This window comes from Sandaracinobacter neustonicus, from assembly GCF_006385875.1.
GTDB classification, from domain to species: Bacteria; Pseudomonadota; Alphaproteobacteria; order Sphingomonadales; family Sphingomonadaceae; genus Sandaracinobacteroides; species Sandaracinobacteroides neustonicus.
Genome location: NZ_VFSU01000024.1, coordinates 43,833 through 64,272, shown reverse-complemented (window position 1 = coordinate 64,272; position 20,440 = coordinate 43,833). Strand labels below are relative to the sequence as shown.

20 protein-coding genes are annotated in these 20,440 nt (G+C 63.3%); all 20 read right to left on the bottom strand.

The features are described from left to right. Position 1 precedes the first annotated feature (1 nt). Positions 2 to 823, bottom strand: a complete 822-nt coding sequence (locus tag FJQ54_RS09025) for a type III pantothenate kinase (RefSeq protein ID WP_140928094.1) — start codon at positions 821 to 823, stop codon at positions 2 to 4. Beyond that, complete coding sequence (locus FJQ54_RS09020) at positions 823 to 1,551, bottom strand: biotin--[acetyl-CoA-carboxylase] ligase (protein ID WP_268920570.1); 729 nt, start codon at positions 1,549 to 1,551, stop codon at positions 823 to 825. The genes FJQ54_RS09025 and FJQ54_RS09020 overlap by 1 nt, the downstream gene beginning before the upstream one ends. An 18-nt stretch (positions 1,552 to 1,569) precedes the next feature. Beyond that, a complete protein-coding gene (gene nuoN, locus FJQ54_RS09015) occupies positions 1,570 to 3,021 on the bottom strand; it encodes an NADH-quinone oxidoreductase subunit NuoN (protein WP_140928092.1) in 1,452 nt (483 codons plus the stop codon). Continuing rightward, on the bottom strand, positions 3,018 to 4,559 hold the full coding sequence (locus tag FJQ54_RS09010; RefSeq protein ID WP_140928091.1) for an NADH-quinone oxidoreductase subunit M: 1,542 nt from the start codon (positions 4,557 to 4,559) through the stop codon (positions 3,018 to 3,020). The genes nuoN and FJQ54_RS09010 overlap by 4 nt, the downstream gene beginning before the upstream one ends. A gap of 95 nt (positions 4,560 to 4,654) precedes the next feature. Beyond that, positions 4,655 to 6,661 carry an NADH-quinone oxidoreductase subunit L gene (gene nuoL / locus FJQ54_RS09005; RefSeq protein WP_140928090.1) on the bottom strand — a complete coding sequence of 669 codons (2,007 nt, stop codon included), beginning with the start codon at positions 6,659 to 6,661 and terminating at the stop codon, positions 4,655 to 4,657. 1 nt (position 6,662) lies between these two features. Further along, on the bottom strand, positions 6,663 to 6,968 hold the full coding sequence (gene nuoK, locus FJQ54_RS09000; protein WP_140928089.1) for an NADH-quinone oxidoreductase subunit NuoK: 306 nt from the start codon (positions 6,966 to 6,968) through the stop codon (positions 6,663 to 6,665). Continuing rightward, positions 6,965 to 7,627 carry an NADH-quinone oxidoreductase subunit J gene (locus FJQ54_RS08995; RefSeq protein ID WP_235890377.1) on the bottom strand — a complete coding sequence of 221 codons (663 nt, stop codon included), beginning with the start codon at positions 7,625 to 7,627 and terminating at the stop codon, positions 6,965 to 6,967. The genes nuoK and FJQ54_RS08995 overlap by 4 nt, the downstream gene beginning before the upstream one ends. Positions 7,628 to 7,679: 52 nt before the next feature. Next, a complete protein-coding gene (gene nuoI / locus FJQ54_RS08990) occupies positions 7,680 to 8,165 on the bottom strand; it encodes an NADH-quinone oxidoreductase subunit NuoI (RefSeq protein WP_140928087.1) in 486 nt (161 codons plus the stop codon). Next, a complete protein-coding gene (gene nuoH / locus FJQ54_RS08985; RefSeq protein WP_140928086.1) occupies positions 8,162 to 9,247 on the bottom strand; it encodes an NADH-quinone oxidoreductase subunit NuoH in 1,086 nt (361 codons plus the stop codon). The genes nuoI and nuoH overlap by 4 nt, the downstream gene beginning before the upstream one ends. Next, positions 9,247 to 11,256 (bottom strand): NADH-quinone oxidoreductase subunit NuoG, encoded by a 2,010-nt coding sequence (gene nuoG, locus FJQ54_RS08980; RefSeq protein ID WP_140928085.1) that lies wholly within the window; start codon positions 11,254 to 11,256, stop codon positions 9,247 to 9,249. Before nuoG ends, nuoH begins: the two co-directional genes overlap by 1 nt. Beyond that, positions 11,256 to 11,942, bottom strand: a complete 687-nt coding sequence (locus FJQ54_RS08975) for a hypothetical protein (RefSeq protein WP_140928084.1) — start codon at positions 11,940 to 11,942, stop codon at positions 11,256 to 11,258. Before FJQ54_RS08975 ends, nuoG begins: the two co-directional genes overlap by 1 nt. Further along, a complete protein-coding gene (nuoF, locus tag FJQ54_RS08970; protein WP_140928083.1) occupies positions 11,939 to 13,246 on the bottom strand; it encodes an NADH-quinone oxidoreductase subunit NuoF in 1,308 nt (435 codons plus the stop codon). The genes FJQ54_RS08975 and nuoF overlap by 4 nt, the downstream gene beginning before the upstream one ends. Beyond that, a complete protein-coding gene (gene nuoE / locus FJQ54_RS08965; protein ID WP_140928082.1) occupies positions 13,246 to 13,839 on the bottom strand; it encodes an NADH-quinone oxidoreductase subunit NuoE in 594 nt (197 codons plus the stop codon). The genes nuoF and nuoE overlap by 1 nt, the downstream gene beginning before the upstream one ends. After that, positions 13,836 to 14,942 (bottom strand): NADH-quinone oxidoreductase subunit D, encoded by a 1,107-nt coding sequence (locus FJQ54_RS08960; protein WP_408006018.1) that lies wholly within the window; start codon positions 14,940 to 14,942, stop codon positions 13,836 to 13,838. Before FJQ54_RS08960 ends, nuoE begins: the two co-directional genes overlap by 4 nt. 125 nt (positions 14,943 to 15,067) lie before the next feature. Then, positions 15,068 to 15,718, bottom strand: coding sequence for an NADH-quinone oxidoreductase subunit C (locus tag FJQ54_RS08955; protein ID WP_140928080.1), 651 nt, complete (start codon positions 15,716 to 15,718; stop codon positions 15,068 to 15,070). Between the two features lie 3 nt (positions 15,719 to 15,721). Further along, positions 15,722 to 16,291: a NuoB/complex I 20 kDa subunit family protein gene (locus tag FJQ54_RS08950; protein ID WP_140928079.1), complete on the bottom strand. Its 570-nt coding sequence runs from the start codon at positions 16,289 to 16,291 to the stop codon at positions 15,722 to 15,724. Then, on the bottom strand, positions 16,288 to 16,674 hold the full coding sequence (gene ndhC / locus FJQ54_RS08945; protein ID WP_408006017.1) for an NADH-quinone oxidoreductase subunit A: 387 nt from the start codon (positions 16,672 to 16,674) through the stop codon (positions 16,288 to 16,290). Before ndhC ends, FJQ54_RS08950 begins: the two co-directional genes overlap by 4 nt. A gap of 117 nt (positions 16,675 to 16,791) precedes the next feature. Continuing rightward, complete coding sequence (locus FJQ54_RS08940; protein WP_140928077.1) at positions 16,792 to 17,589, bottom strand: inositol monophosphatase family protein; 798 nt, start codon at positions 17,587 to 17,589, stop codon at positions 16,792 to 16,794. A gap of 7 nt (positions 17,590 to 17,596) precedes the next feature. Continuing rightward, positions 17,597 to 18,160, bottom strand: a complete 564-nt coding sequence (gene efp, locus FJQ54_RS08935) for an elongation factor P (protein ID WP_140928076.1) — start codon at positions 18,158 to 18,160, stop codon at positions 17,597 to 17,599. Positions 18,161 to 18,294: 134 nt separating this feature from the next. After that, entirely contained in the window at positions 18,295 to 20,394 is a 2,100-nt protein-coding gene (locus FJQ54_RS08930; RefSeq protein WP_140928075.1) for a M3 family metallopeptidase, read from the bottom strand. Positions 20,395 to 20,440: the final 46 nt, after the last annotated feature.

Genomic DNA, 20,440 nt, shown 5'->3' with positions numbered 1-20,440 from the left:
GTCAGGCCTTTCCGAAAGCGCCCCGGTTGGCCGCGTGAATGCGCGCCAGTCCCTTAATCATCAGGTCCGGGTCTACATGAGAGATAGCGTCGGTATGGCGGCTGAACAATGGCGCAAGGCCGCCGGTTGCGATCACCGTGACGCTTTGCCCCGCGAACAGGCTGCGCTCGCCGCCGAGGATTTCCGCCGTCATGCGCGACACAAGGCCCTCGATCAGGCCGACATAGCCCCAGAACACGCCCGATTGCATGGCGTGCACGGTGCCCTTGCCGATCACGCCCAGCCCTTGCGAGGGCGGCTCCACGGCGATGCGCGGCAGCTTGGCGGCGGCCCTGTAGAGCGCATCCATCGACAGGTTGATGCCCGGCGCGATCACGCCGCCTTCATAGCTGCCGCTGGCGGAAACGACATCGAAGGTGGTGGCGGTGCCGAAATCGATGATGATGAGATCGCCCGGCCAGATGGCGTGCGCGGCGACGGCGTTCACCACCCGGTCTGCCCCCACTTCCGCCGGATTGGGCAGGTTGATGGGCATGCCATAGTCCACGCCCGGCGCGCCGACGACCATCGGTTCCACATTGGCGAAATGCCGGGCGAGGCCGCGCAGGTTGAACAGAGTCTGCGGCACCACGCTGGCGATGATCACATCGTCGATGGCGTTGCGATCCAGCCCCTGCATCTGCATCAGCTGGTTCAGCCAGACGGCATATTCATCCGCCGTGCGCTTGGCATCGGTGGAGATCCGCCAGCGAAAGGCGATCTCGCCATCCGCCACCAGCGCGAACATGATGTTGGTGTTCCCCACATCGATTGCGAGCAGCATCAGCCCCGCTCCCCATTGGTTGGCCCTATGGCAGGCGGCGCACCCCACACATCGCCCGCATGGATCACATGAACCCGCCCGTCCTCGCCGTCCAGCCGCAGCGCGCCATCGGGATCAAGCCCGGCGAAGCGACCGGCCACCCGGCCTTCCTGCTGCGAAGCCCAAAGCGGGGTGCCGATGGGGTGGGCGCGGGCCAGCCACTCCGCACGGGTGGCGGCGAAGCCCCCTGCCCGCCATTCCGCGCGGCGAGCGGCGAAGCTGGCGGCCAGCCGCTCGGCGAAATCGGCAGCGGCGATCACCAGCCCCAGATCGGCCAGCGAAATGGTGGCGCGATCCGGCAGCTTCGGCGCGGCGACGATGTTCACGCCGATGCCCAGCACCAGCTGATCGCCCTCCCGCTCCAGCAGGATGCCCGAGAGTTTCGCGCCGTCCAGCAGCACGTCATTCGGCCATTTCAGCTGCAGCCGGGCGGTATCCGTCAGGCCCGCCATCACATCGTGCAGCGCCAGCGCCGCCACGAAGCCCAGTTCGGCGGGGTTGCCCTCGCCCGGCTGCGGGCGGATCAGGCCGGACATGGCAAGATTGCCTTCCGGCATCTGCCACTGCCGCCCCAGCCGCCCCCGGCCGCTGGTCTGGCGTTCGGCGCGCACCCACTGGCCGTCCGGAAACTGGCTGGCGTTTTCGCGCAGCCAGTCGTTGGTGGAGCCGACTTCGGGAAGGGTGAGGATCAGATCAGGCCCAGCCGGTTAGAACAGGCTGCTCGCCGCAGTGCGGGTCGCCTGCGCCAGCGGCCCCAGCAGCAGATAGCCGATGGGCGAGCAGAACACAGCCGCCGCGATCATCATGCCGTTGTTGATGACAGCCCCGCCCTCCCCGTTCACCACCACATCGGCTGGCGGATCGAAGAACAGGATTTTCACCACGCGCAGATAATAATAGGCCGCGATCACGCTGGAGAGCACGCCCAGCACAGCCAGCAGCCACAGGCCGGCATCGACCGCGGCGTTGAACACCGCCAGCTTCGCCATGAAGCCGAACAGCGGCGGCAGGCCCGCCAGCGAGAGCATGAAGATCGCCAGCGCCGTCGCCAGCCATGGGCGGCTGCGGGCAAGGCCCGCCAGATCGTCCAGCGTCTCCACCGCATTGCCGTCCGCATCCGTGAGCGACAGCACCACGAGGAAGGAGCCGAGCGTCATCACCAGATAGATGGTGAGATAGAGCAGCACGGCCGACGCCCCGGCGGCGTTGGCCGCCGCGAGGCCGATCAGCATGAAGCCGACATTATTGATGGAGGAATAGGCCAGCAGCCGCTTCACATTGCTCTGGCCGATGGCCCCCACCGCACCCACGAACATGGAGGCGATGGACATGAAAATCACGATCTGCCGCCAATCCGCGATCATGCCGGAAAAAGCGTCCAGCGCCACACGCATGAACAGGCCCATGGCCGCCACCTTGGGGGCCGTGGCGAAGAAGGCGGCAACCGGGGTCGGCGCGCCCTCATACACGTCCGGCGTCCACATGTGGAACGGCACGGCCGACACTTTGAAGGCGAGGCCTGCGAACACGAACACCAGCCCGAACAGCGCGCCCATGTTGCGCTCGCCTCCGGCGGAAAGCCCGGCAGCGATGCGGGTGAATTCGGTGGAGCCGACGAAGCCATACACAAGGCTGACGCCATAAAGCAGCATCCCCGACGACAGTGCGCCCAGCACGAAATACTTCAGACCCGCCTCGGTCGAACGCTGTTCGTCGCGGTTGAAGGCGGCCAGCACATAGGCGGCAAGGCTCATCAGTTCGAGGCCGATATAGAGCGTCAGCAGGTTGTTGGCACTCACCATCACGCACATGCCCAGCGTCGCCAGCACGATCAGCACCGGATATTCGAAGCGGTGCTGCTTCACCCGCTGCATATAGGGCAGCGCCATCAGCACGGCGGCGGCAGCCCCGGCCAGAATCAGGATTTTCAGGAAGGCCGAGAGGCTGTCCGCCACATAGATCTGGTTCCACGCCAGTTCGCGCGCGGGGGCGTCGTCGATCACCGTCAACGCGGTAAGACCGAACAGGATCACCGCGCCCCAGCTGAGGCCCTTCAGGCTGTCATTGCCGCGGAACACGCCCAGCAGCAGCAGCACGAGCGCGCCGGCCGCCAGCACCACTTCGGGTGCGCCGATGGAAAGCGATTGGGCGAGCGTCACTTGGTCTCTCCAGCGCTGGCGGCGGCCAGTTGCACCGGTGCCGACGCCACAAGGGGGGTAAATTGCGTCTGCGGCGGATCGGCCCGGTCAAGCCGCGCCATCAGGCTGGCGACGGGGGCCTTCAGCGGCGCAAGGAAGGGCTTGGGGTAAACCCCCATCCACAACGCCACTACGGCGAGCGGCAGCATAACTGCCCATTCCCGCTTGTTCAGATCGGGCATGGCGGCGGCATCCGCATTCTTTTGCGCGCCATACATCACCCGGGCGAACAGCCACAGCATATAGGCCGCGCCAAGGATCACGCCGGTGGCCATCACGAACACAACCCAGGTGTTCACCTTCCAGATGCCCGTCAGCGCCATGAATTCACCCACGAAGCCGGAGGTGCCGGGCAGCGCGATGGAGGCCATGGTGAACAGCAGGAAGAAGATGGCATAGCGCGGCATATTCGTCGTCACGCCGCCGTAACGGTCGATCTCCCGCGTGTGCAGCCGGTCATAGATCACGCCGACGCAGAAGAAGAGCGCGGCGGACACCACGCCGTGGCTCAGCATCACCACCATCGCCCCTTCAACCCCTTGTGTGTTGAAGGCGAACAGACCGCCCGTCACAAAGGCCATATGGGCAACGGAGGAATAGGCGATCAGCTTCTTCATGTCCGCCTGCACCAGCGCGACGAGGCTGGTGTAAACCACCGCGATCATCGACAGCGCCAGCACGATCCACATCAGTTGCACCGAGGCTTCCGGGAACATCGGCAGGCTGAAGCGGATGAGGCCATAGCCGCCCATCTTCAAGAGAACGCCCGCCAGAATCATCGAACCCGCCGTCGGCGCTTCCACGTGCGCGTCCGGCAGCCATGTGTGCACCGGCCACATCGGCATCTTCACCGCGAAGCTGGCGAAGAAGGCCAGCCACAGCCATGTCTGCGCCTTCACCGGGAAATCATAGGCCATCAGCGCCGGAATGTCCGTGGTGCCCGCCACGCGCACCATCCACAGCATCGCCAGCAGCATCAGCACCGAGCCGAGCAGCGTGTAGAGGAAGAATTTGTAGCTGGCGTAGATGCGCCGCTTGCCGCCCCAGATGCCGATGATGAGATACATCGGGATGAGGCCAGCTTCGAAGAAGATGTAGAACAGGAACAGGTCCAGCGAGGAGAACACGCCGATCGTCATCGCCTCCATGGCGAGGAAGGCGGCGATATATTCCGGCACGCGGGTCTTCACGCTGTCCCACCCGGCGAGGATGCAGAGCGGCATCAGGAACACCGTCAGCAGGATCAGCACGAAGCTGATGCCGTCGATGCCGAGGTGCCAGCTGAACAGGCCACCGAACAGTTCCGCGCGCTCCGTGAACTGGAAGGCGGCCGTGGAGGTGTCAAAGCGGGACCAGAGCAGAAGCCCCATCAGGAACAGCAGCAACGTGGTGCCCAGCCCGATATAGCGCGCGGTGCGGGCCTTGGCAGCCTCGTCTCCGGGAAGGAACAGCACCACCAGCGCGAGCGCGAGGGGCAGGAGGATCATCGCGGAAAGCATCGGTCAGCGCACCATGAACCCCGTGCGCGGCTGCGCACAGACAAAGAGAATGCGCGGATGCGCACAGATGAAAGGAAAAGGGTTCATGCGACTGCTCACCTGACCATGAACCATGTTGCGAAGGCAGCGACGCCGATCAGCATCACCAGCGCATAGGAATAGACGAGGCCGGACTGGAAGCGCTTGGCCACCACCGAGCCATGGGCGACCACCGCCGTCAGCCCATCCGGGCCGAAGCGGTCGATCGTGCCCTGATCACCCACCTTCCAGAAGAAGCGGCCCAGCCACAGCGCCGGCTTCACGAAGATCGCCCGATACAGCTCGTCGAAATACCATTTGTTATAGAGGAAGGCGTGCAACTGCCGGAACTGCTTCACAAAGGTGTCGGCGAAGCCCGGGTTGCGGATATAGACCGCCCATGCCGTGGTAAGGCCGATCAGCATCACGATGGCCGGGGCCCAGTGCACCAGCGCGGGCACATGGTGCAGGCTTTCAAAGAACTCGCCATCATGCACGATCACGCCGTTCCAGAAGGCATGCTCCGCGCCGCCCACGAACCAGTCGTTGAAGATGGCACCCGCGAACAGCGCGCCGAAACTGAGCACCACCAGCGGGATCAGCATGACGATCGGGCTTTCATGCGGATGATAGCCCGCCGTGCCGGTCGCCGGGGCGTGGTGGTGATCGTCATGATGCGCATGATCATCGTGCCCATGCGCATCATGCACGGCATGCTGGATATGCTCCGAACCCGCCCAGCGCGCTTCGCCGAAGAAGGTCTTGAAGATCAGCCGCCAGCTGTAGAAGCTCGTCAGCAGAGAGGCGAAGATGCCCGTGAAGAAGGCGACGCGCCCTGCCTCCGTGCCGGATTCCCATGCCGCGAACAGCACCGAATCCTTGGAGAAATAGCCCGAGGTATAATTCACGCCGGTGATGGCGATGGTGCCGATCACCATGGCCCAGAAGGTCAGCGGGATCGATTTCCGCAAGGCCCCGTAATAGCGCATGTCCTGCTCATGGTGCATCGAGTGGATCACCGACCCTGCGCACAGGAACAACAGCGCCTTGAAGAAGGCGTGGGTGAACAGGTGGAACATCGCCGCGCCATAGGCACCGACACCCGCCGCAAAGAACATGAAGCCCAGCTGCGAGCAGGTGGAGTAAGCGATCACCCGCTTGATGTCGTGCTGCGTCGTCGCGACGGTCGCGGCGAAGATCGCCGTCAGCGCGCCGACATAGGTGACAACGGTGGAAGCCGTCGGGCTGGCTTCGAACAAAGGCGACATCCGGCACACCAGGAACACGCCCGCCGTCACCATGGTGGCGGCGTGGATCAGCGCGGACACCGGCGTCGGCCCTTCCATCGCATCCGGCAACCATGTGTGCAGCGGCACCTGCGCGGATTTGCCCATCGCCCCCACGAACAGCAACAGCGCGATGGTGGTGATGGCATCGACCTGATGGCCGAGGAAGGTGAAGGTCGCCCCCTTGGCCAGCGGCACGCCTTGCAGGATGGTGTCGATATCCACCGTGCCGAACAGCATGAACAGGCCGAAGATGCCCAGCATGAAGCCGAAATCGCCCACCCGGTTCACCACGAACGCCTTGATGGCGGCGGCCCATGCGCTGGGCTTCTTGTACCAGAAGCCGATCAGCAAATAGGAGGCAAGGCCCACGCCTTCCCAGCCGAAGAAAATCTGCACCAGATTGTCCGCCGTCACCAGCATCAGCATGGCGAAGGTGAACAGCGACAGATAGGCGAAGAAGCGCGGCTGATCCGGGTCTTCCGCCATATAGCCCCAGCTATACAGGTGAACCAGCGCCGACACCGAGGTGATCACCACCAGCATCACGCCCGTCAGGATATCCACCTTCAAGGTCCAGTTCACGGCGAGGTCGCCGCTGCTGAACCATTCGGCCACCACATGATCCTCAGCGGGCGCGCCGCCGATCAGGCCGATGAAGATCACCCACGACAGCGCGCAGCTGATGAACAGCGCGCCGGTGGTGACGAACTTGGCCGCCGTGTTGCCGATGGCCCGATTGCCGATGCCGGCGATCAGGAAGGCGATGAGGGGAAGGAAGACGATTGCCTGGATCATGTCAGCCACGCATCTGGCGGACATCATCGACAGCGATGGTCCCGCGGTTCCGGAAATAGATGACGAGAATGGCCAGCCCGATGGCGGCCTCGCCCGCGGCGACGGTCAGCACGAACATGGCGAAGATCTGCCCCACCATATCGTTCAGGAACACCGAAAAGGCGACGAAATTGATGTTCACCGCCAGCAGGATCAGTTCGACCGACATCAGGATGACGATGATGTTCTTGCGGGTGATGAAGATGCCGAACACGCCCAGCGTGAACAGGATCGCCCCCACCGTCAGGTAATGGCCGATGCCGATCATGAACGGCCCTCCTTCTCGATCAGCGGCTGCACGCCTGCGCCGGTATCCACGCCCGCGCCGATGGCGGGTTTGGTGATGGTCACGGCGCTCGCGGGTGTGCGCGCATTCTGTGCCGCCACATTCTGCCGCTTCACGCCCGGCCGATGCCTGAGCGTCAGCACAATCGCGCCGATCATCGCCGTCAGCAGGATCATCCCCGCCATCTGGAAGATGAAGACATAATCCGTGTAGAGGATCGTCCCGATCGCCTGCGTGTTCGAAAGCTGCGCATCCACGCCGGGCTTCGGTGCCATCCGCGCTTCGGGCACCATGTCGCCAAAGGCCCAGGCCCCGGCCACCATCACCAGCTCGACTGCAAGGATCAGCGCCAGCACCATGCCGAACGGCAGATATCGCACGAAACCGGCCCGCATTTCGGTGAAATCGATGTCCAGCATCATCACCACGAACAGGAACAGCACGGCGACCGCTCCGACATAGACGATCACCAAAATCATCGCCACGAACTCCGCCCCGATCACCAGGAACAGGCCCGCCGCGTTGAAAAAGGCAAGGATGAGCCAGAGCACGGAGTGCACCGGGTTTTTCGCAAGGATCACCATCAGCCCGGAGGCGACGACGACGGTTGCGAACAGATAGAAGATTGCGGCCTGTATCACGGCTGTGCGCGGCCCCTGTTGGAAAGAGTCATCGAAAAAGCCCCGGCAGCCGTTAGCGATAGGGGGCGTCGGCGGCAAGGTTTGCCGCAATCGCCCGTTCCCAGCGCTCCCCATTGGCGAGCAGCTTGTCCTTGTCGTACATCAGCTCCTCGCGGGTTTCGGTGGCGAACTCAAAATTCGGCCCCTCCACGATGGCGTCCACCGGGCAAGCCTCCTGACAGAGGCCGCAATAGATGCACTTCGTCATGTCGATGTCGTAGCGCGTGGTGCGGCGCGATCCGTCCGCGCGCGGCTCCGCCTCGATGGTGATCGCCTGCGCCGGGCACACCGCTTCGCACAGCTTGCAGGCGATGCAACGTTCCTCGCCATTCGGGTAGCGGCGCAGCGCATGTTCACCCCGGAAGCGCGGGCTGATCGGCCCCTTTTCATAAGGATAGTTCACCGTGCGCGTCGGCTTGAACATGTAGCTGAAGGTCAGCGCATGGCCGCGGATAAACTCCAGCAGCAGCAGCGACTTGGCGGCTTGAAAGATGCTCATGCTGCCCCCCCTGTAACAACCGTCGGCGCGGCCACCGGGGCCGAATAATGGCCCGTGAACACCAGCCAGCCGGATACCAGAACCACCCAGAACAGGCTCAAGGGCAGGAACACCTTCCAGCCCAGCCGCATCAGCTGGTCATAGCGATACCTTGGCACGGTGGCCTTCACCCATGCGAACACGAAGAACATGAAAACGATCTTCACGAACAGCCAGATCAGCCCCGGCACGAAATACAGCGGCGCCCAGTCGAAGGGCGGCAGATAGCCCCCCAGAAAGAGGATGCTCGCCAGCGCGCACATCAGCAGGATGTTCATATATTCGCCCAGGAAGAACAGGGCGAACGTCATGGAGGAATATTCGATCTGATAGCCCGCCACCAGTTCGGATTCCGCTTCCGGCAAATCGAACGGGGGCCGGTTGGTTTCCGCCAGCGCAGAGATCAGGAACAGGATCGCCATCGGGAACAGCAGCGGGTTGAAGATATGCCCGTTCAGGATACCGAAGATGTTGCCGCGCTGGCTCTCCACGATATCGGTCAGGTTGAAGCTGGAGGCATAGAGCACCACCGTCACGATCACGAAGCCGATGGAGACTTCGTAAGACACCATCTGCGCGGCGGAACGCAGCCCGCCCAGAAACGGATATTTCGAGTTGGAGGCCCAGCCCGACATGATGATTCCATAAACCCCCATGGAGGAGACGGCGAACAGGAACAGCATGCCCACATTGATGTCGGCCAGCACCCAGCCCGCATCGAACGGGATCACCGCCCAGCTGACGAGCGCCAGCACGAAGGTGATGATCGGCGCGATGAAGAACACGCCCTTGTTCGCGCCGGACGGCACGATGGTTTCCTTCAGGAACAGCTTCAGGCCATCCGCGAAGGGTTGCAGGATGCCGATGGGGCCAACCACGTTCGGCCCGCGCCGCAGCATCATCGCCGCCCACACCTTGCGGTCCACCCATGTCGCCAGCGCCATGCACAGCATCACCGGCAAGGCGATCAGCAGGATCAAAATCAGATGGGCGACGAACCAGCCAAAGCCGGTGCCCAGATAGGTCTGGAAGAATTCGACCATTATTCAGCCGCCTCCAGCTGAGGCACGCGGCCTTCAAGGATCTCCGCCACGCAGGCCCGCATGGTGGGGCTGGCGCGCAGGATCGGGTTGGAACTGTAGAAATCAGTGGCGCGCGGCTTCGAAGGACCGGCGGGCTTGCCCGCCTTCAGCTTCGCGGCTTCCCAAGCTGCCGGGGTAAGCCCCTCGCGGCCCAGTTCCGGCCATTCCGCCGCCATGCGGGCACGCAGCTGGTCCAGATTGTCATAACCCAGCTTGATGCCCAGCACATCGGCCAGCGCGCGGAAGATCGTCCAGTCCTCGCGGGCTTCGCCCGGCGGGAAGGTGGCGCGCAGCGAACGCTGCACCCGGCCTTCCATATTCACCCATGTGCCGGGCTTTTCCGCCCAGGCCGCGCCCGGCAGGATGATGTCCGCGACAGCCGCGCCGCGATCACCATGGCTGCCGATGTAGATTTTCGTCGCACCCCCGAACGGGGCCAGCGCCACTTCGTCCACGCCCAGCAGGAACAGCAGCTTCGGCGGGTTGTGCGCCAGCGCGTCCAGCCCTTCGCCCACCCATCCGGTGGTCAGCGCGCCCACGCGCGCCGCCGCCGTGTGCAGGATATTGAAGCCGTTCCAGCCGTCCTTCACGAACTGTCCCGCCAGCGCATGCGCGGCCGCCAGCACCTCGGCCGAAGCATTGCGGCTGCCGATCAGCAGCGCCGGGCGCTCGGCCTTGGCCAACTTTTCGGCGAGGTCAGCAGGCAGCTTCGCCAGCAACGCCAGATCGTTGCCCAGATCGGTGATCGGATAGGCCGGTTCCGTGCCCGCGCCGATACGGAACACCTGCGCGCCCTTGCGGCGCACGGCCTTCAGGATGCGGCTGTTCACCAGCGGCGCGTCCAGCTTCGGATCACAGCCCACCAGCAGGATCAGGTCCGCCGTTTCCAGCGCGGCGATGCCGGTGTTGAAGCGCCAGTGCGCGGCCGGGCCTTCATAGGCCGCGCCATCCGTGCGGGATTCGAGCCGCGTCACGCCAAGCCCGGTCAGCAAATCCTTCGCCGCCACCAGATCCTCGACAGCCGCCAGATCTCCCGCCAGCGCGGCGACCTCGCCAGCGTCCACGCCAGCCAGCGCCTTCTTCACGGCTTCAAACGCCTGACCCCAGCTTGCTGGCTTCAGTTCGCCGTTCACGCGCACCCACGGCCGGTCCAGCCGCCGTTCCTTCAGCCCGTCCACCGCGAAGCGGCCGGTATCGGCCACCCATTCCTCGTTCACATCGTCGTTCAGACGCGGAGTCACGCGGATCACTTCGGCGGTGCGCGAATGCACGGTGATGCTGGCGCCCACCGCGTCCATCACGTCGATGCCGTCGTTCCGCTTCAGCTCCCACGGGCGATAATGGAAAGCCGTGGGCTTCGACGTCAGCGCGCCCACCGGGCACAGATCGATCACATTGCCGGACAGTTCCGAGGAAACGGCCTGCTCAAGGAAGCTGGTGATCTGCATATTCTCGCCGCGATACAGCGCGCCGATTTCGTTGGTGCCCGCCACTTCTTCGGTGAAGCGCACGCAGCGTGTGCAGTGGATACAGCGGGTCATCACCGTCTTGATCAGCGGACCCATATTCTTTTCGGTCACGGCGCGCTTATTCTCGTCAAAGCGGCTGCCGCCCCGGCCATAGGCCATGGCCTGATCCTGCAGATCGCACTCGCCGCCCTGATCGCAGATCGGGCAATCCAGCGGGTGGTTGATCAGCAGGAATTCCATCACCCCTTCCCGCGCCTTCTTCACCATCGGGCTGTCCGTCAGGATGGTCTGCCCTTCGGACGCCGGCAGCGCGCAGCTGGCCTGCGGCTTCGGCGGCCCGGGGGACACCTGCACAAGGCACATGCGGCAATTGCCAGCGATGGAGAGGCGTTCGTGATAGCAGAAGCGCGGGATTTCCTTGCCGGCCGCTTCGCAGGCCTGCATCACCGTGGCGCCAGCAGGCACCTCAACTTCGATCCCGTCTACGGTTACCTTGGGCATCAGATGGCACTTCCTGTGGCAGACGGAGATGCGGCTGCCGTGCTCAAGCGATAGAGCGTCTCAGCGACCAACCCCTTCAGGATGGTTTTCGAAAATTCTATCGTGCGATCCTGCGGCAGGCACGCGCTGAACGACGGCATCATGGCGTCGAAAGCCCTCTTTTCTCCATCGGAAGCTGTATTACTCAGTGTCAATGTACGCGCATCAGATGGGTTCGCGCGAGTAACACAATCTGCGAAATTTCGAAGTGCGATCTCGTTCGACGCCACACCAACGGGGGCACCAGCGCTGTAGTCGAGCGGCGGGACCGTAGAAAAATCCGGCAGTTCTTTGTCGCGGAACGTTTTATTGTAGAGAATTTGATAGAACAGCGCTCTCATAACCTGTTCTTGAAACTTCAATCCGCCACTCGAAAGGCAATCGCTGTCTGCCAGCTTACGCCCAATGTCGCGAGCTTCAGCTGTTCCGGGAAAGCTCGCCAGATATTTCTCCACCCGGCCGCGTGAGCGATCTACAAGACACTCTGCGAAGGCCGCCGTCGCACGCCGCGCGCGTTCCGCATCGGAACCTGAACCAGTCGGAATCTGCGCGGGCGCGCGCCGGATCAATGAACCGGTGTCCTGCGCATGCGCGACTCCACTGAGCAGCATCGCGGTCACAACTGCGAGGAGTAATGCCTGCGTCATTCAGCGGCCTGCGGCAGTTCGGGCACCACGGCAAAACCACGGCGCTTGGCAATCCGCGCTTCAATCTCGGGCCGGAAATGGCGGATCAGGCCTTGGATCGGCCATGCCGCCGCATCACCCAGCGCGCAGATGGTGTGGCCTTCCACCTGCGTGGTCACTTCCAGCAGCAGGTCGATTTCCGAAGGCTCGGCATCGCCCGTGACGAGCCGTTCCATCACCCGCCACATCCAGCCGGTGCCTTCGCGGCATGGCGTGCACTGGCCGCAGCTTTCATGCTTGTAGAAGTAGGACAGCCGGGCAATCGCGCGGACGATGTCGGTGGATTTGTCCATCACGATCACCGCCGCCGTGCCAAGGCCGGATTTCAGATCGCGCAGGCCATCGAAATCCATCGGCGCGTCGATGATCTGGTGCGCGGGCACCAGCGGCACCGAAGACCCGCCCGGAATCACCGCCAGCAGATTGTCCCAGCCGCCGCGAATGCCGCCGCAATGGGTCTCGATCAGTTCCCGGAAGGGGACGCTCATGGCATCCTCCACCACGCACGGCTTGTTCACATGGCCGGAAATCTGGAACAGCTTGGTGCCCAGATTGTTGGGGCGGCCAAAGCCCGCGAACCACTCCGGCCCGCGCCGCAGAATTGTGGGCACCACTGCGATGGATTCCACATTGTTCACCGTGGTGGGGCAGCCATAAAGGCCCGCGCCCGCCGGGAACGGGGGCTTCAGGCGCGGCTGGCCCTTCTTCCCCTCAAGGCTTTCGATCATCGCGGTTTCTTCGCCGCAGATATAAGCCCCGCCGCCCCGGTGGACGAACACGTCGAAGTCGTATCCGCTGCCGCAGGCGTTCTTGCCGATGAAGCCCTTGGCATAGGCTTCCTCAACCGCCGCGAACAGCACTTCGGCCTCGCGGATATATTCGCCGCGAATATAGATATAGGCCGCCCGCGCCCGCATCGCATAACCGGCGATCAGCGCGCCTTCGATCAGCTTGTGTGGATCGTGGCGGATGATTTCCCGATCCTTGCAGCTGCCCGGTTCGGATTCGTCGGCGTTCACCACCAGAAAGCTGGGGCGCCCGTCCTTCGATTCCTTGGGCATGAAGCTCCACTTGGTGCCAGTGGAGAAGCCCGCCCCGCCGCGACCGCGAAGACCGGAATCCTTCACCTGCTGAATGATCGTGTCTTGCCCGCGCGCCAGCAGCTCTTTGGTGCCCGCCCAGTCGCCACGCTTCATGGCATGTTCCAGCCCCCACGGCTGGAAGCCATAGAGGTTGGTGAAAATTCTGTCTTTATCCGCCAGCATCAGGCGATCTCTTTCAGGCTGGTCGGCCCGCCTTCGGGGCAGCTGGCGGTGCGGCCGATCTGGCTGCCTGCCTTCGGCGTGCGCCCGGCGATCAGATCGTCCAAAATGGCCGTCATCGTCTCGTAGGTGAGGTCTTCGTAATTGTCGTCATTCACCTGCACCATCGGCGCGTTGGCGCAGGCGCCAAGGCACTCCACCTCCGTCAGGGTGAACAGGCCGTCATTGGTGACTTCGCCCTTTTTCAGCCCCTTGTCCGCACAGGCGCGCAACACATCGTCTGACCCGCGCAGCATGCATGGCGTGGTGCCACACACCTGCACATGGAAGCGGCCGACGGGCTTCAGATTGTACATGGTGTAGAAGGTCGCGACTTCCAGCGCGCGGATCTTCGGCATGCCGATCTGGGCGGCGACGAATTCGATCACCGGCAGCGGCAGCCATGCCACGCCGGTTTGCGCCGCCACCTGATATTGCGCCAGCCACAACAGCGGCATGATCGCGCTGTTTTCCCGGCCCTTGGGATAGCGGCCGATGATGCGCTCTGCCTCAACGGCGTTGGCGTCGCTCCATTTGAAATCCGTGAAATCGCTCACCGATCAACTTCCCCGAACACGATATCCAGCGAACCCAGCACGGCGGGCGCGTCGGCCAGCATGTGCCCCTTCAGCAGGAAGTCCATCGCTTGCAGATGGCTCATCCCCGTCGCGCGGATATGGCAGCGATAGGGTTTGTTGGTGCCATCACTCACCAGATAGATGCCGAATTCGCCCTTGGGGCTTTCGGTCGCCACATACACCTCACCGGCAGGCACCTTGAAGCCTTCGGTATAGAGTTTGAAGTGGTGGATCAGCGCCTCCATGGAGCGCTTCATTTCACCCCGCTTCGGCGGCGACACCTTGCGGTCCAGCGTGCAGACCGGTTCGCCCTCGCAATGGGCCAGGCGGTTCAGGCACTGCTCCACCAGTCGCAGCGACTGGCGCATTTCCTCCATGCGCACCATCCAGCGATCGTAACAGTCGCCGTTGTTGCCCACCGGCACGTCGAACTCCAGATCGGCATAGCATTCATAGGGCTGCGCCTTGCGCAAATCCCATGGGATGCCCGAGCCCCGGATACAGGGGCCGGTGAAGCCCCACGCAATCGCGTCCTTCGCGGAAATCACGCCGATATCCACGTTGCGCTGCTTGAAGATGCGGTTGTCGCCAGCCAGCGCCTGCACATCGTTCAGCACGTTGGAGAATTGCGCCGCCCATTCGCGGATCGTCTCGGCGAGACCAGCGGGCAGATCCTGATGCACGCCGCCGGGGCGGAAATAGGCCGCGTGCATGCGCGCGCCCGAAACCGCTTCGGAGAATTGGTAGATGCGCTCCCGCTCAACGAACAGCCAGAGGATGGGGGTGAGGCCGCCCACATCCATCACATGTGCGCCAACGTTCATCAAATGGTTGGAAATGCGCATCAATTCGGCGAACAGCACGCGGATCAGCTGCCCGCGCATCGGCACATCCACCCCCAGCAGCTTCTCGATGGCGAGCACATAGCTATGCTCCATCGACATCGGGCTGCAATAATCCAGCCGGTCCATATAGGGCAGCGCCTGGAGGTAGGTTTTATACTCGATCAGCTTTTCGGTGCCCCGGTGCAGCAGGCCGATGTGCGGATCGCAACGCTCGATCAGCTCGCCGTCCAGCTCCATCACCAGCCGCAGCACGCCGTGCGCCGCCGGGTGCTGAGGCCCGAAGTTGATCATGTAATTCTGGATCTTGGTGTCGGGCGCGACCAGAGTCGGGTCCAGCACGATCTCGCCGTCAAGAATCTCGGTCATGCCTGATCCCCTTCAGCTTTCTGGTCGCCTCCGGCTCCGGCAGCCTTCTCGTCACCCGGCAGTTTCCACTGCCCTTCCCACGGGGAGAGGAAATCGAAGCTGCGGAAATCCTGCTTCAGCTTCACCGGTTCATACACCACCCGGCCCTGCTCTTCCGAATAGCGCAGTTCCACATGCCCGGTCAGCGGGAAGTCCTTGCGGAACGGATGCCCTTCAAAGCCATAGTCGGTCAGGATGCGGCGCAGATCGGGGTTGCCCTCGAACAGCACACCGTAGCAATCCCACACTTCGCGCTCCAGCCAGCCCGCGTTGGGCCACAGCGCCGTGACAGAGGGAACCGGCTTCACCTCGTCCGTCAACACTTTCACCCGGATGCGGCGGTTGTGCTTCAGGCTCAGCAGGTGCCAGTTCACTTCCAGCCGCTCGGCGCGCTCCGGGTAATCGGCCCCGGCGATGTCCAGCAACTGCTCGTAAGAGAGGTCCGGCGTGTCGCGCAGTTGCTGCAGCACCGAACCGGCGGCCTCGCGGGCCACCGTGAGCGTCAGCTCGCCAACCACTTCGGTCGCGGCGATCAGGTCAGGCCCGAGGATCGCGCTGGCGCGCTCGGCAATGCCTTCATTTCCGGGGATCTGGGGAAGGTGCGACATGATTCAGCGCTCGAACGTGCCCTGGCGGCGGATTTTCCGCTGCAGGGCCATGATACCGTAAAGCAGCGCTTCGGCGGTGGGGGGGCAGCCGGGCACATAAATGTCCACCGGCACGATACGATCGCAGCCGCGCACCACCGAATAGCTGTAGTGATAATAGCCGCCGCCATTGGCGCAGCTGCCCATGGAGATCACGTAACGCGGCTCTGGCATCTGATCGTAGACGCGGCGCAGCGCCGGGGCCATCTTGTTGCACAGCGTGCCCGCCACGATCATCACGTCGGACTGGCGCGGGGAGGCGCGCGGCGCGGCACCGAAGCGCTCCATATCCCAATCCGGCATGGAGGCGTGCATCATTTCCACCGCGCAACAGGCGAGACCGAAGGTCATCCACCAGAGCGAGCCGGTGCGCGCCCATGTGGCCAGATCTTCAAGGCTCGTCACAAGGAAGCCCTTGTTCGAAAGCTCCGAATTCACATCGGCGAAAAACTGATCCTGCCCGGCCAGATCCCGCGAAAGGGGGTCCCGCGAAAGCGCGGTGCCGTCAGGGTTGATGAGAGTGGTGCTGCTCATTCCCAATCCAGCGCCCCCTTCTTCCATTCATAGATGAAGCCGACGGTGAGGACGCCCAGAAACAGCATCATCGACCCCCATGCGAAGTAGAGTTCAGGCCCCATATGCGCGAGGCTGACAGCCCATGGGAACAGGAACGCCACTTCCAGATCGAAGATGATGAACAGGATGGACACCAGATAGAAGCGCACATCGAACTGGCCGCGCGCGGACGAGAAGGCGGGGAAGCCGCTCTCATATTCGGTCAGCTTATCGGCATAGGGCTTGTTGGTGCCCACCAGGTTCGAAACCAATATGGGCAGCCCCGCGAACACGCCTGCAAAGGCGATGGCGACGCCAAAGAAAAGGAGAATCGGGAGATACTCCCGGCCGATGTCAGTCAGGTCGGACATTGGGCGTCTCTAGGCCTGTGAAAAGGCGTGGGCAAGCCTTTGCCGCACTGCACAACCAACGGATTGGCCATGTTTTTTACGCATGGCCGCTATTGCGAATCAACCGCGTTAGCGCAGGGCTCCGGCGACCAGCCGATGCAGCCGCGAATGCAGCACATCATTGCCCGCGATCAGCTCCCGGCGCTCCACCATTTTCTCGCCGCCCCGGAAATCCGAGACGAAACCACCGGCCTCTTTCACCAGCAACATCCCGGCGCTGACGTCCCAGTGAGACAGCCCCTGTTCCCAGAATCCGTCAAACCGACCGGCCGCGACCCACGCCAGATCGAGGCTGGCCGCGCCAAAGCGGCGAACCCCCGCCACTTCCGGGATCACCCTGTTCAGGATGCGCTCGAACTGGTCCTGATCGCCATGGCCCTTGTAAGGAATGCCCGTCGCAATCAGCGCTTCAGACAGGTCGCCCCGGCCAGACACCCGCAGCCGCGCATTGTGCAACCACGCCCCGCGCCCGCGCTCGGCCCAGAAGCTCTCGTCCGTCAGCGGCTGATAGATCATGCCCGCCACCGCCACGCCCATATGCTCCACGCCGATGGAAATGGCGAAGTGCGGGATGCCGTGCAGGAAGTTGGAGGTGCCATCCAGCGGATCGATGATGAAGCGGGGAGAGTTCTCCTCCTCTCCCGGAATCTCGCCGCCTTCTTCCAGCAGAAAGCCCCAGCCGGGCCGGGCCTTCTGCAATTCCTCCAGCAGTGTGCGCTCGGCCGCTTTGTCGGCCTGACTCACGAAATCGGCCGGGCCTTTGCGGGACACCTGCAACTGGCTGACTTCGCCGAAGTCCCGGCGCAGGCGCGGGGCGGCCTTGCGGCACGCCCGCTCCATAACGGTGATGATCGCAGACTGGCTCATGCTCTACTCAATCCGCCCGGCGGACGTAGGCTTGCTCATACACATCCACAACGATCCGCGTGCCCGCGCCGATATGCGGCGGCACCATCACGCGCACGCCATTTTCCAGCACGGCGGGCTTGTAGCTGGACGAGGCCGTCTGCCCCTTCACCACCGCGTCGGCTTCCACGATCAGCGCTTCCACCTGATCGGGCAGCTGCACGGAAATGGCGCGCTCGTCATACAATTCCATCGTCACGTCCATGCCGTCCGTCAGGAAGGCGGCGGCATCACCCAGCAGGTCGCGCGACAGCGTCACCTGCTCGTACGTATCCTTGTCCATGAAGACGAGATTGTCGTCCTCGGCATAGAGATATTGGAAATCCTTGGTGTCCAGACGAACCCGCTCCACCACTTCGGCCGAGCGGAAGCGGATGTTGGTTTTCCGCCCGTCGATCAGGTTCTTCAGCTCCACCTGCATATAGGCACCGCCCTTGCCGGGTTGGGTGTGCTGCGTCTTCACCGCGCGCCAGATGCCGTTTTCATATTCGATGATGTTGCCGGGACGAATGTCCACGCCGCTGATCTTCATGGGGATTCACCTGTAGAGCTGGAAAGAGCAATTGTGGCCGCGCCTTTAGCCGGTCGGGCGCAAAGTCTCAAGTCGGGCAGCAAGAAGGGCGGGCCCTCGCAGGCCCGCCCTCCCCGCAAAGCCCTTCGGCAGGCTTATTTCGCGTCGGCCGGGAAGCCCCGCTTCTTCAGAAGCGCCTTCACGTCCGGGTCGCGGCCGCGGAATTCGCGATAGGCGTCCGCCCGGTCGGTTTCGTTGCCGGTAGACAGCAGGATGGTGCGGAAACGATCCGCCACGCCCTTGTTCCACGGCGAACCCGCCTCCTCGAACGCGGCCCATGTGTCCGCGTCCATCGTTTCAGACCAGAGGTAGGAATAATAACCCGCCGAATAGCTGTCGCCGGAGAACAGGTGGCTGAACTGCGGCAGCCGGTGCCGCATCACGATCTGCTTGGGCATGCCGATGGCCGCCAGCGTGTCGCGCTCGAACGCGTCCGGGTTCACCACGCCGTTCGGCACCAGATGCAGCTTCATATCCACGATGGCGGACGACAGGTAAGAGACCGTCGCATAGCCCTGATTGAAGGTCTGTGACTTCTCGATCTTGTCCACCAGCGCTTTGGGCATGGGTTCGCCCGTTTTGTAATGCTTGGCGAACCGGTCCAGCACTTCGCGCGTCAGCAGCCAGTTTTCGTTCACCTGGCTCGGATATTCCACGAAATCGCGCGGGGTGTTGGCAAGGCCCGGATAGGTCACATTCTGCAGGAAATAATGGATGGCGTGGCCGAATTCGTGGAACAGCGTTTCGGCATCGTCATAGCTGATCAGCACCGGCTCGTTCGCGCCGGGCTTGGCGAAATTGTTGTTGTTGGAGGCCAGCACCGTTTGCGGCGTGGGGAACTTCCGCTGGTTGCGGTAGGTCGTCATCCAGGCGCCGGATCGCTTGCCGGTGCGGGCGAAATCGTCACGGTAGAACAGCGCGACATGCTTGCCGCCGCGCGTGACTTCGTAAACCCGCACATCCGGGTGGAACACGGGGATCGTCCCCGTCACTTCCTTGAATTCCAGCCCATACAGCTGACCGGCGGCCCAATAGCTCGCTTCGATCATGTTGTTCAGTTCGAAATAGGGCTTGGTCTCGGCAGCCGAGAGGTCATAGCGCGCCTTGCGCACCTTCTCCGCGAAATAGAGATAATCCCACGGCTCGATGGGGAAGCCGGAGATTTTCTCCATGTCCGCCACTTCCTCACCCACACGGGCGACCGCGGGGCCCCACACCCGCATCATCAGCTCTTCCGCGCGCGCCGGTTCCTTCGCCATGGTGTCGGCCATGCGGAGATTGGCGTGGGTGGCGAAGCCCAGCAGATGCGCGCGGTCCGCACGCAGCTTCACGATCTTCTCGATCACGGCGTTGGTGTCATTGCCGTCGCCATTGTCGCCCCGGTTCACAAAGGCGCGCCAGACCTTCTCGCGCAGCGCGCGATCATCGCCGAAGGTCAGGATCGGGTCCACGGCGGAGCGGGTGTTGACGATGGCATAGCCGGGCAGCTTGCGCTCTTCGGCGGCTGCACGCGCAGCCGATTTCACGCCATCCGGCACGCCCTTCAGTTCCGCTTCGGTGGCGGGCAGCGCTGTTTCCTCGTCGCGCAGCAGCCGCTGGTTGAAATCGGTGAACAGGGTGGCCAGCTGCTGGTTGATATTGGCCAGCTGCGCCTTGTCCGCATCGTTCAGCTTCGCGCCGCTGCGCACATAGCGGTCATAGGTGCGCTCCAGCAGGCGGAGCTGCATCGGGTTCAGCTTCAGCGTGGCGCGCTTTTGATACAGCGCGTCGATCCGGGCGAACAGCTTGGGATCCATGGAGATTTCGTCGCTCAACGCCGCGAACTTCGGGCTCCATTCCCGGTCCAGCTCCTGATAGGCCGGGCTGTTCATGTTGGAGGTCATCAGGTCGAACATGGTCGCGACCTGATCCAGCTGCTGCCCGCTCGCTTCCAGCGCGCCGATCACATTGTCGAACGTGGGGGCAGCCTTGTTGTCGGCGATGGCGCGCACTTCCGCGCGCAGATCGGCAAAGGCGACTTCAAACGCGGGCGGGAATTGCTCGGGCTTCACCTTGTCCCACGGCGGAACGCCGCCGTGCGGGCCGGTCCATGGTTGCAGCAGGAAGGGAAGCTGCGCCTGTGTGGCGGGCTTTGGGGCGGTCTGGCTCTGGGCCATGGCGGGGGTCATCATCATCATCGCAGATGCGAGCAGCATAACTGGTTTCAAGTGAGGCAACCTTCTCGAACATCAGAAAGCTGCC

Coding starts and splice junctions, on each gene's coding strand:
- FJQ54_RS09025 (WP_140928094.1), bottom strand. CDS start 823: ATGCTGCTCGCAATCGATGTGGGGAACACCAACATCATGTTCGCGCTG.
- FJQ54_RS09010 (WP_140928091.1), bottom strand. CDS start 4,559: ATGCTTTCCGCGATGATCCTCCTGCCCCTCGCGCTCGCGCTGGTGGTG.
- nuoL (WP_140928090.1), bottom strand. CDS start 6,661: ATGATCCAGGCAATCGTCTTCCTTCCCCTCATCGCCTTCCTGATCGCC.
- nuoK (WP_140928089.1), bottom strand. CDS start 6,968: ATGATCGGCATCGGCCATTACCTGACGGTGGGGGCGATCCTGTTCACG.
- nuoI (WP_140928087.1), bottom strand. CDS start 8,165: ATGAGCATCTTTCAAGCCGCCAAGTCGCTGCTGCTGCTGGAGTTTATC.
- nuoH (WP_140928086.1), bottom strand. CDS start 9,247: ATGGTCGAATTCTTCCAGACCTATCTGGGCACCGGCTTTGGCTGGTTC.
- nuoG (WP_140928085.1), bottom strand. CDS start 11,256: ATGCCCAAGGTAACCGTAGACGGGATCGAAGTTGAGGTGCCTGCTGGC.
- FJQ54_RS08975 (WP_140928084.1), bottom strand. CDS start 11,942: ATGACGCAGGCATTACTCCTCGCAGTTGTGACCGCGATGCTGCTCAGT.
- nuoF (WP_140928083.1), bottom strand. CDS start 13,246: ATGCTGGCGGATAAAGACAGAATTTTCACCAACCTCTATGGCTTCCAG.
- FJQ54_RS08960 (WP_408006018.1), bottom strand. CDS start 14,942: ATGGAGCTGGACGGCGAGCTGATCGAGCGTTGCGATCCGCACATCGGC.
- FJQ54_RS08955 (WP_140928080.1), bottom strand. CDS start 15,718: ATGTCGCACCTTCCCCAGATCCCCGGAAATGAAGGCATTGCCGAGCGC.
- FJQ54_RS08950 (WP_140928079.1), bottom strand. CDS start 16,291: ATGAGCAGCACCACTCTCATCAACCCTGACGGCACCGCGCTTTCGCGG.
- FJQ54_RS08940 (WP_140928077.1), bottom strand. CDS start 17,589: ATGAGCCAGTCTGCGATCATCACCGTTATGGAGCGGGCGTGCCGCAAG.
- efp (WP_140928076.1), bottom strand. CDS start 18,160: ATGAAGATCAGCGGCGTGGACATTCGTCCCGGCAACATCATCGAATAT.
- FJQ54_RS08930 (WP_140928075.1), bottom strand. CDS start 20,394: ATGCTGCTCGCATCTGCGATGATGATGATGACCCCCGCCATGGCCCAG.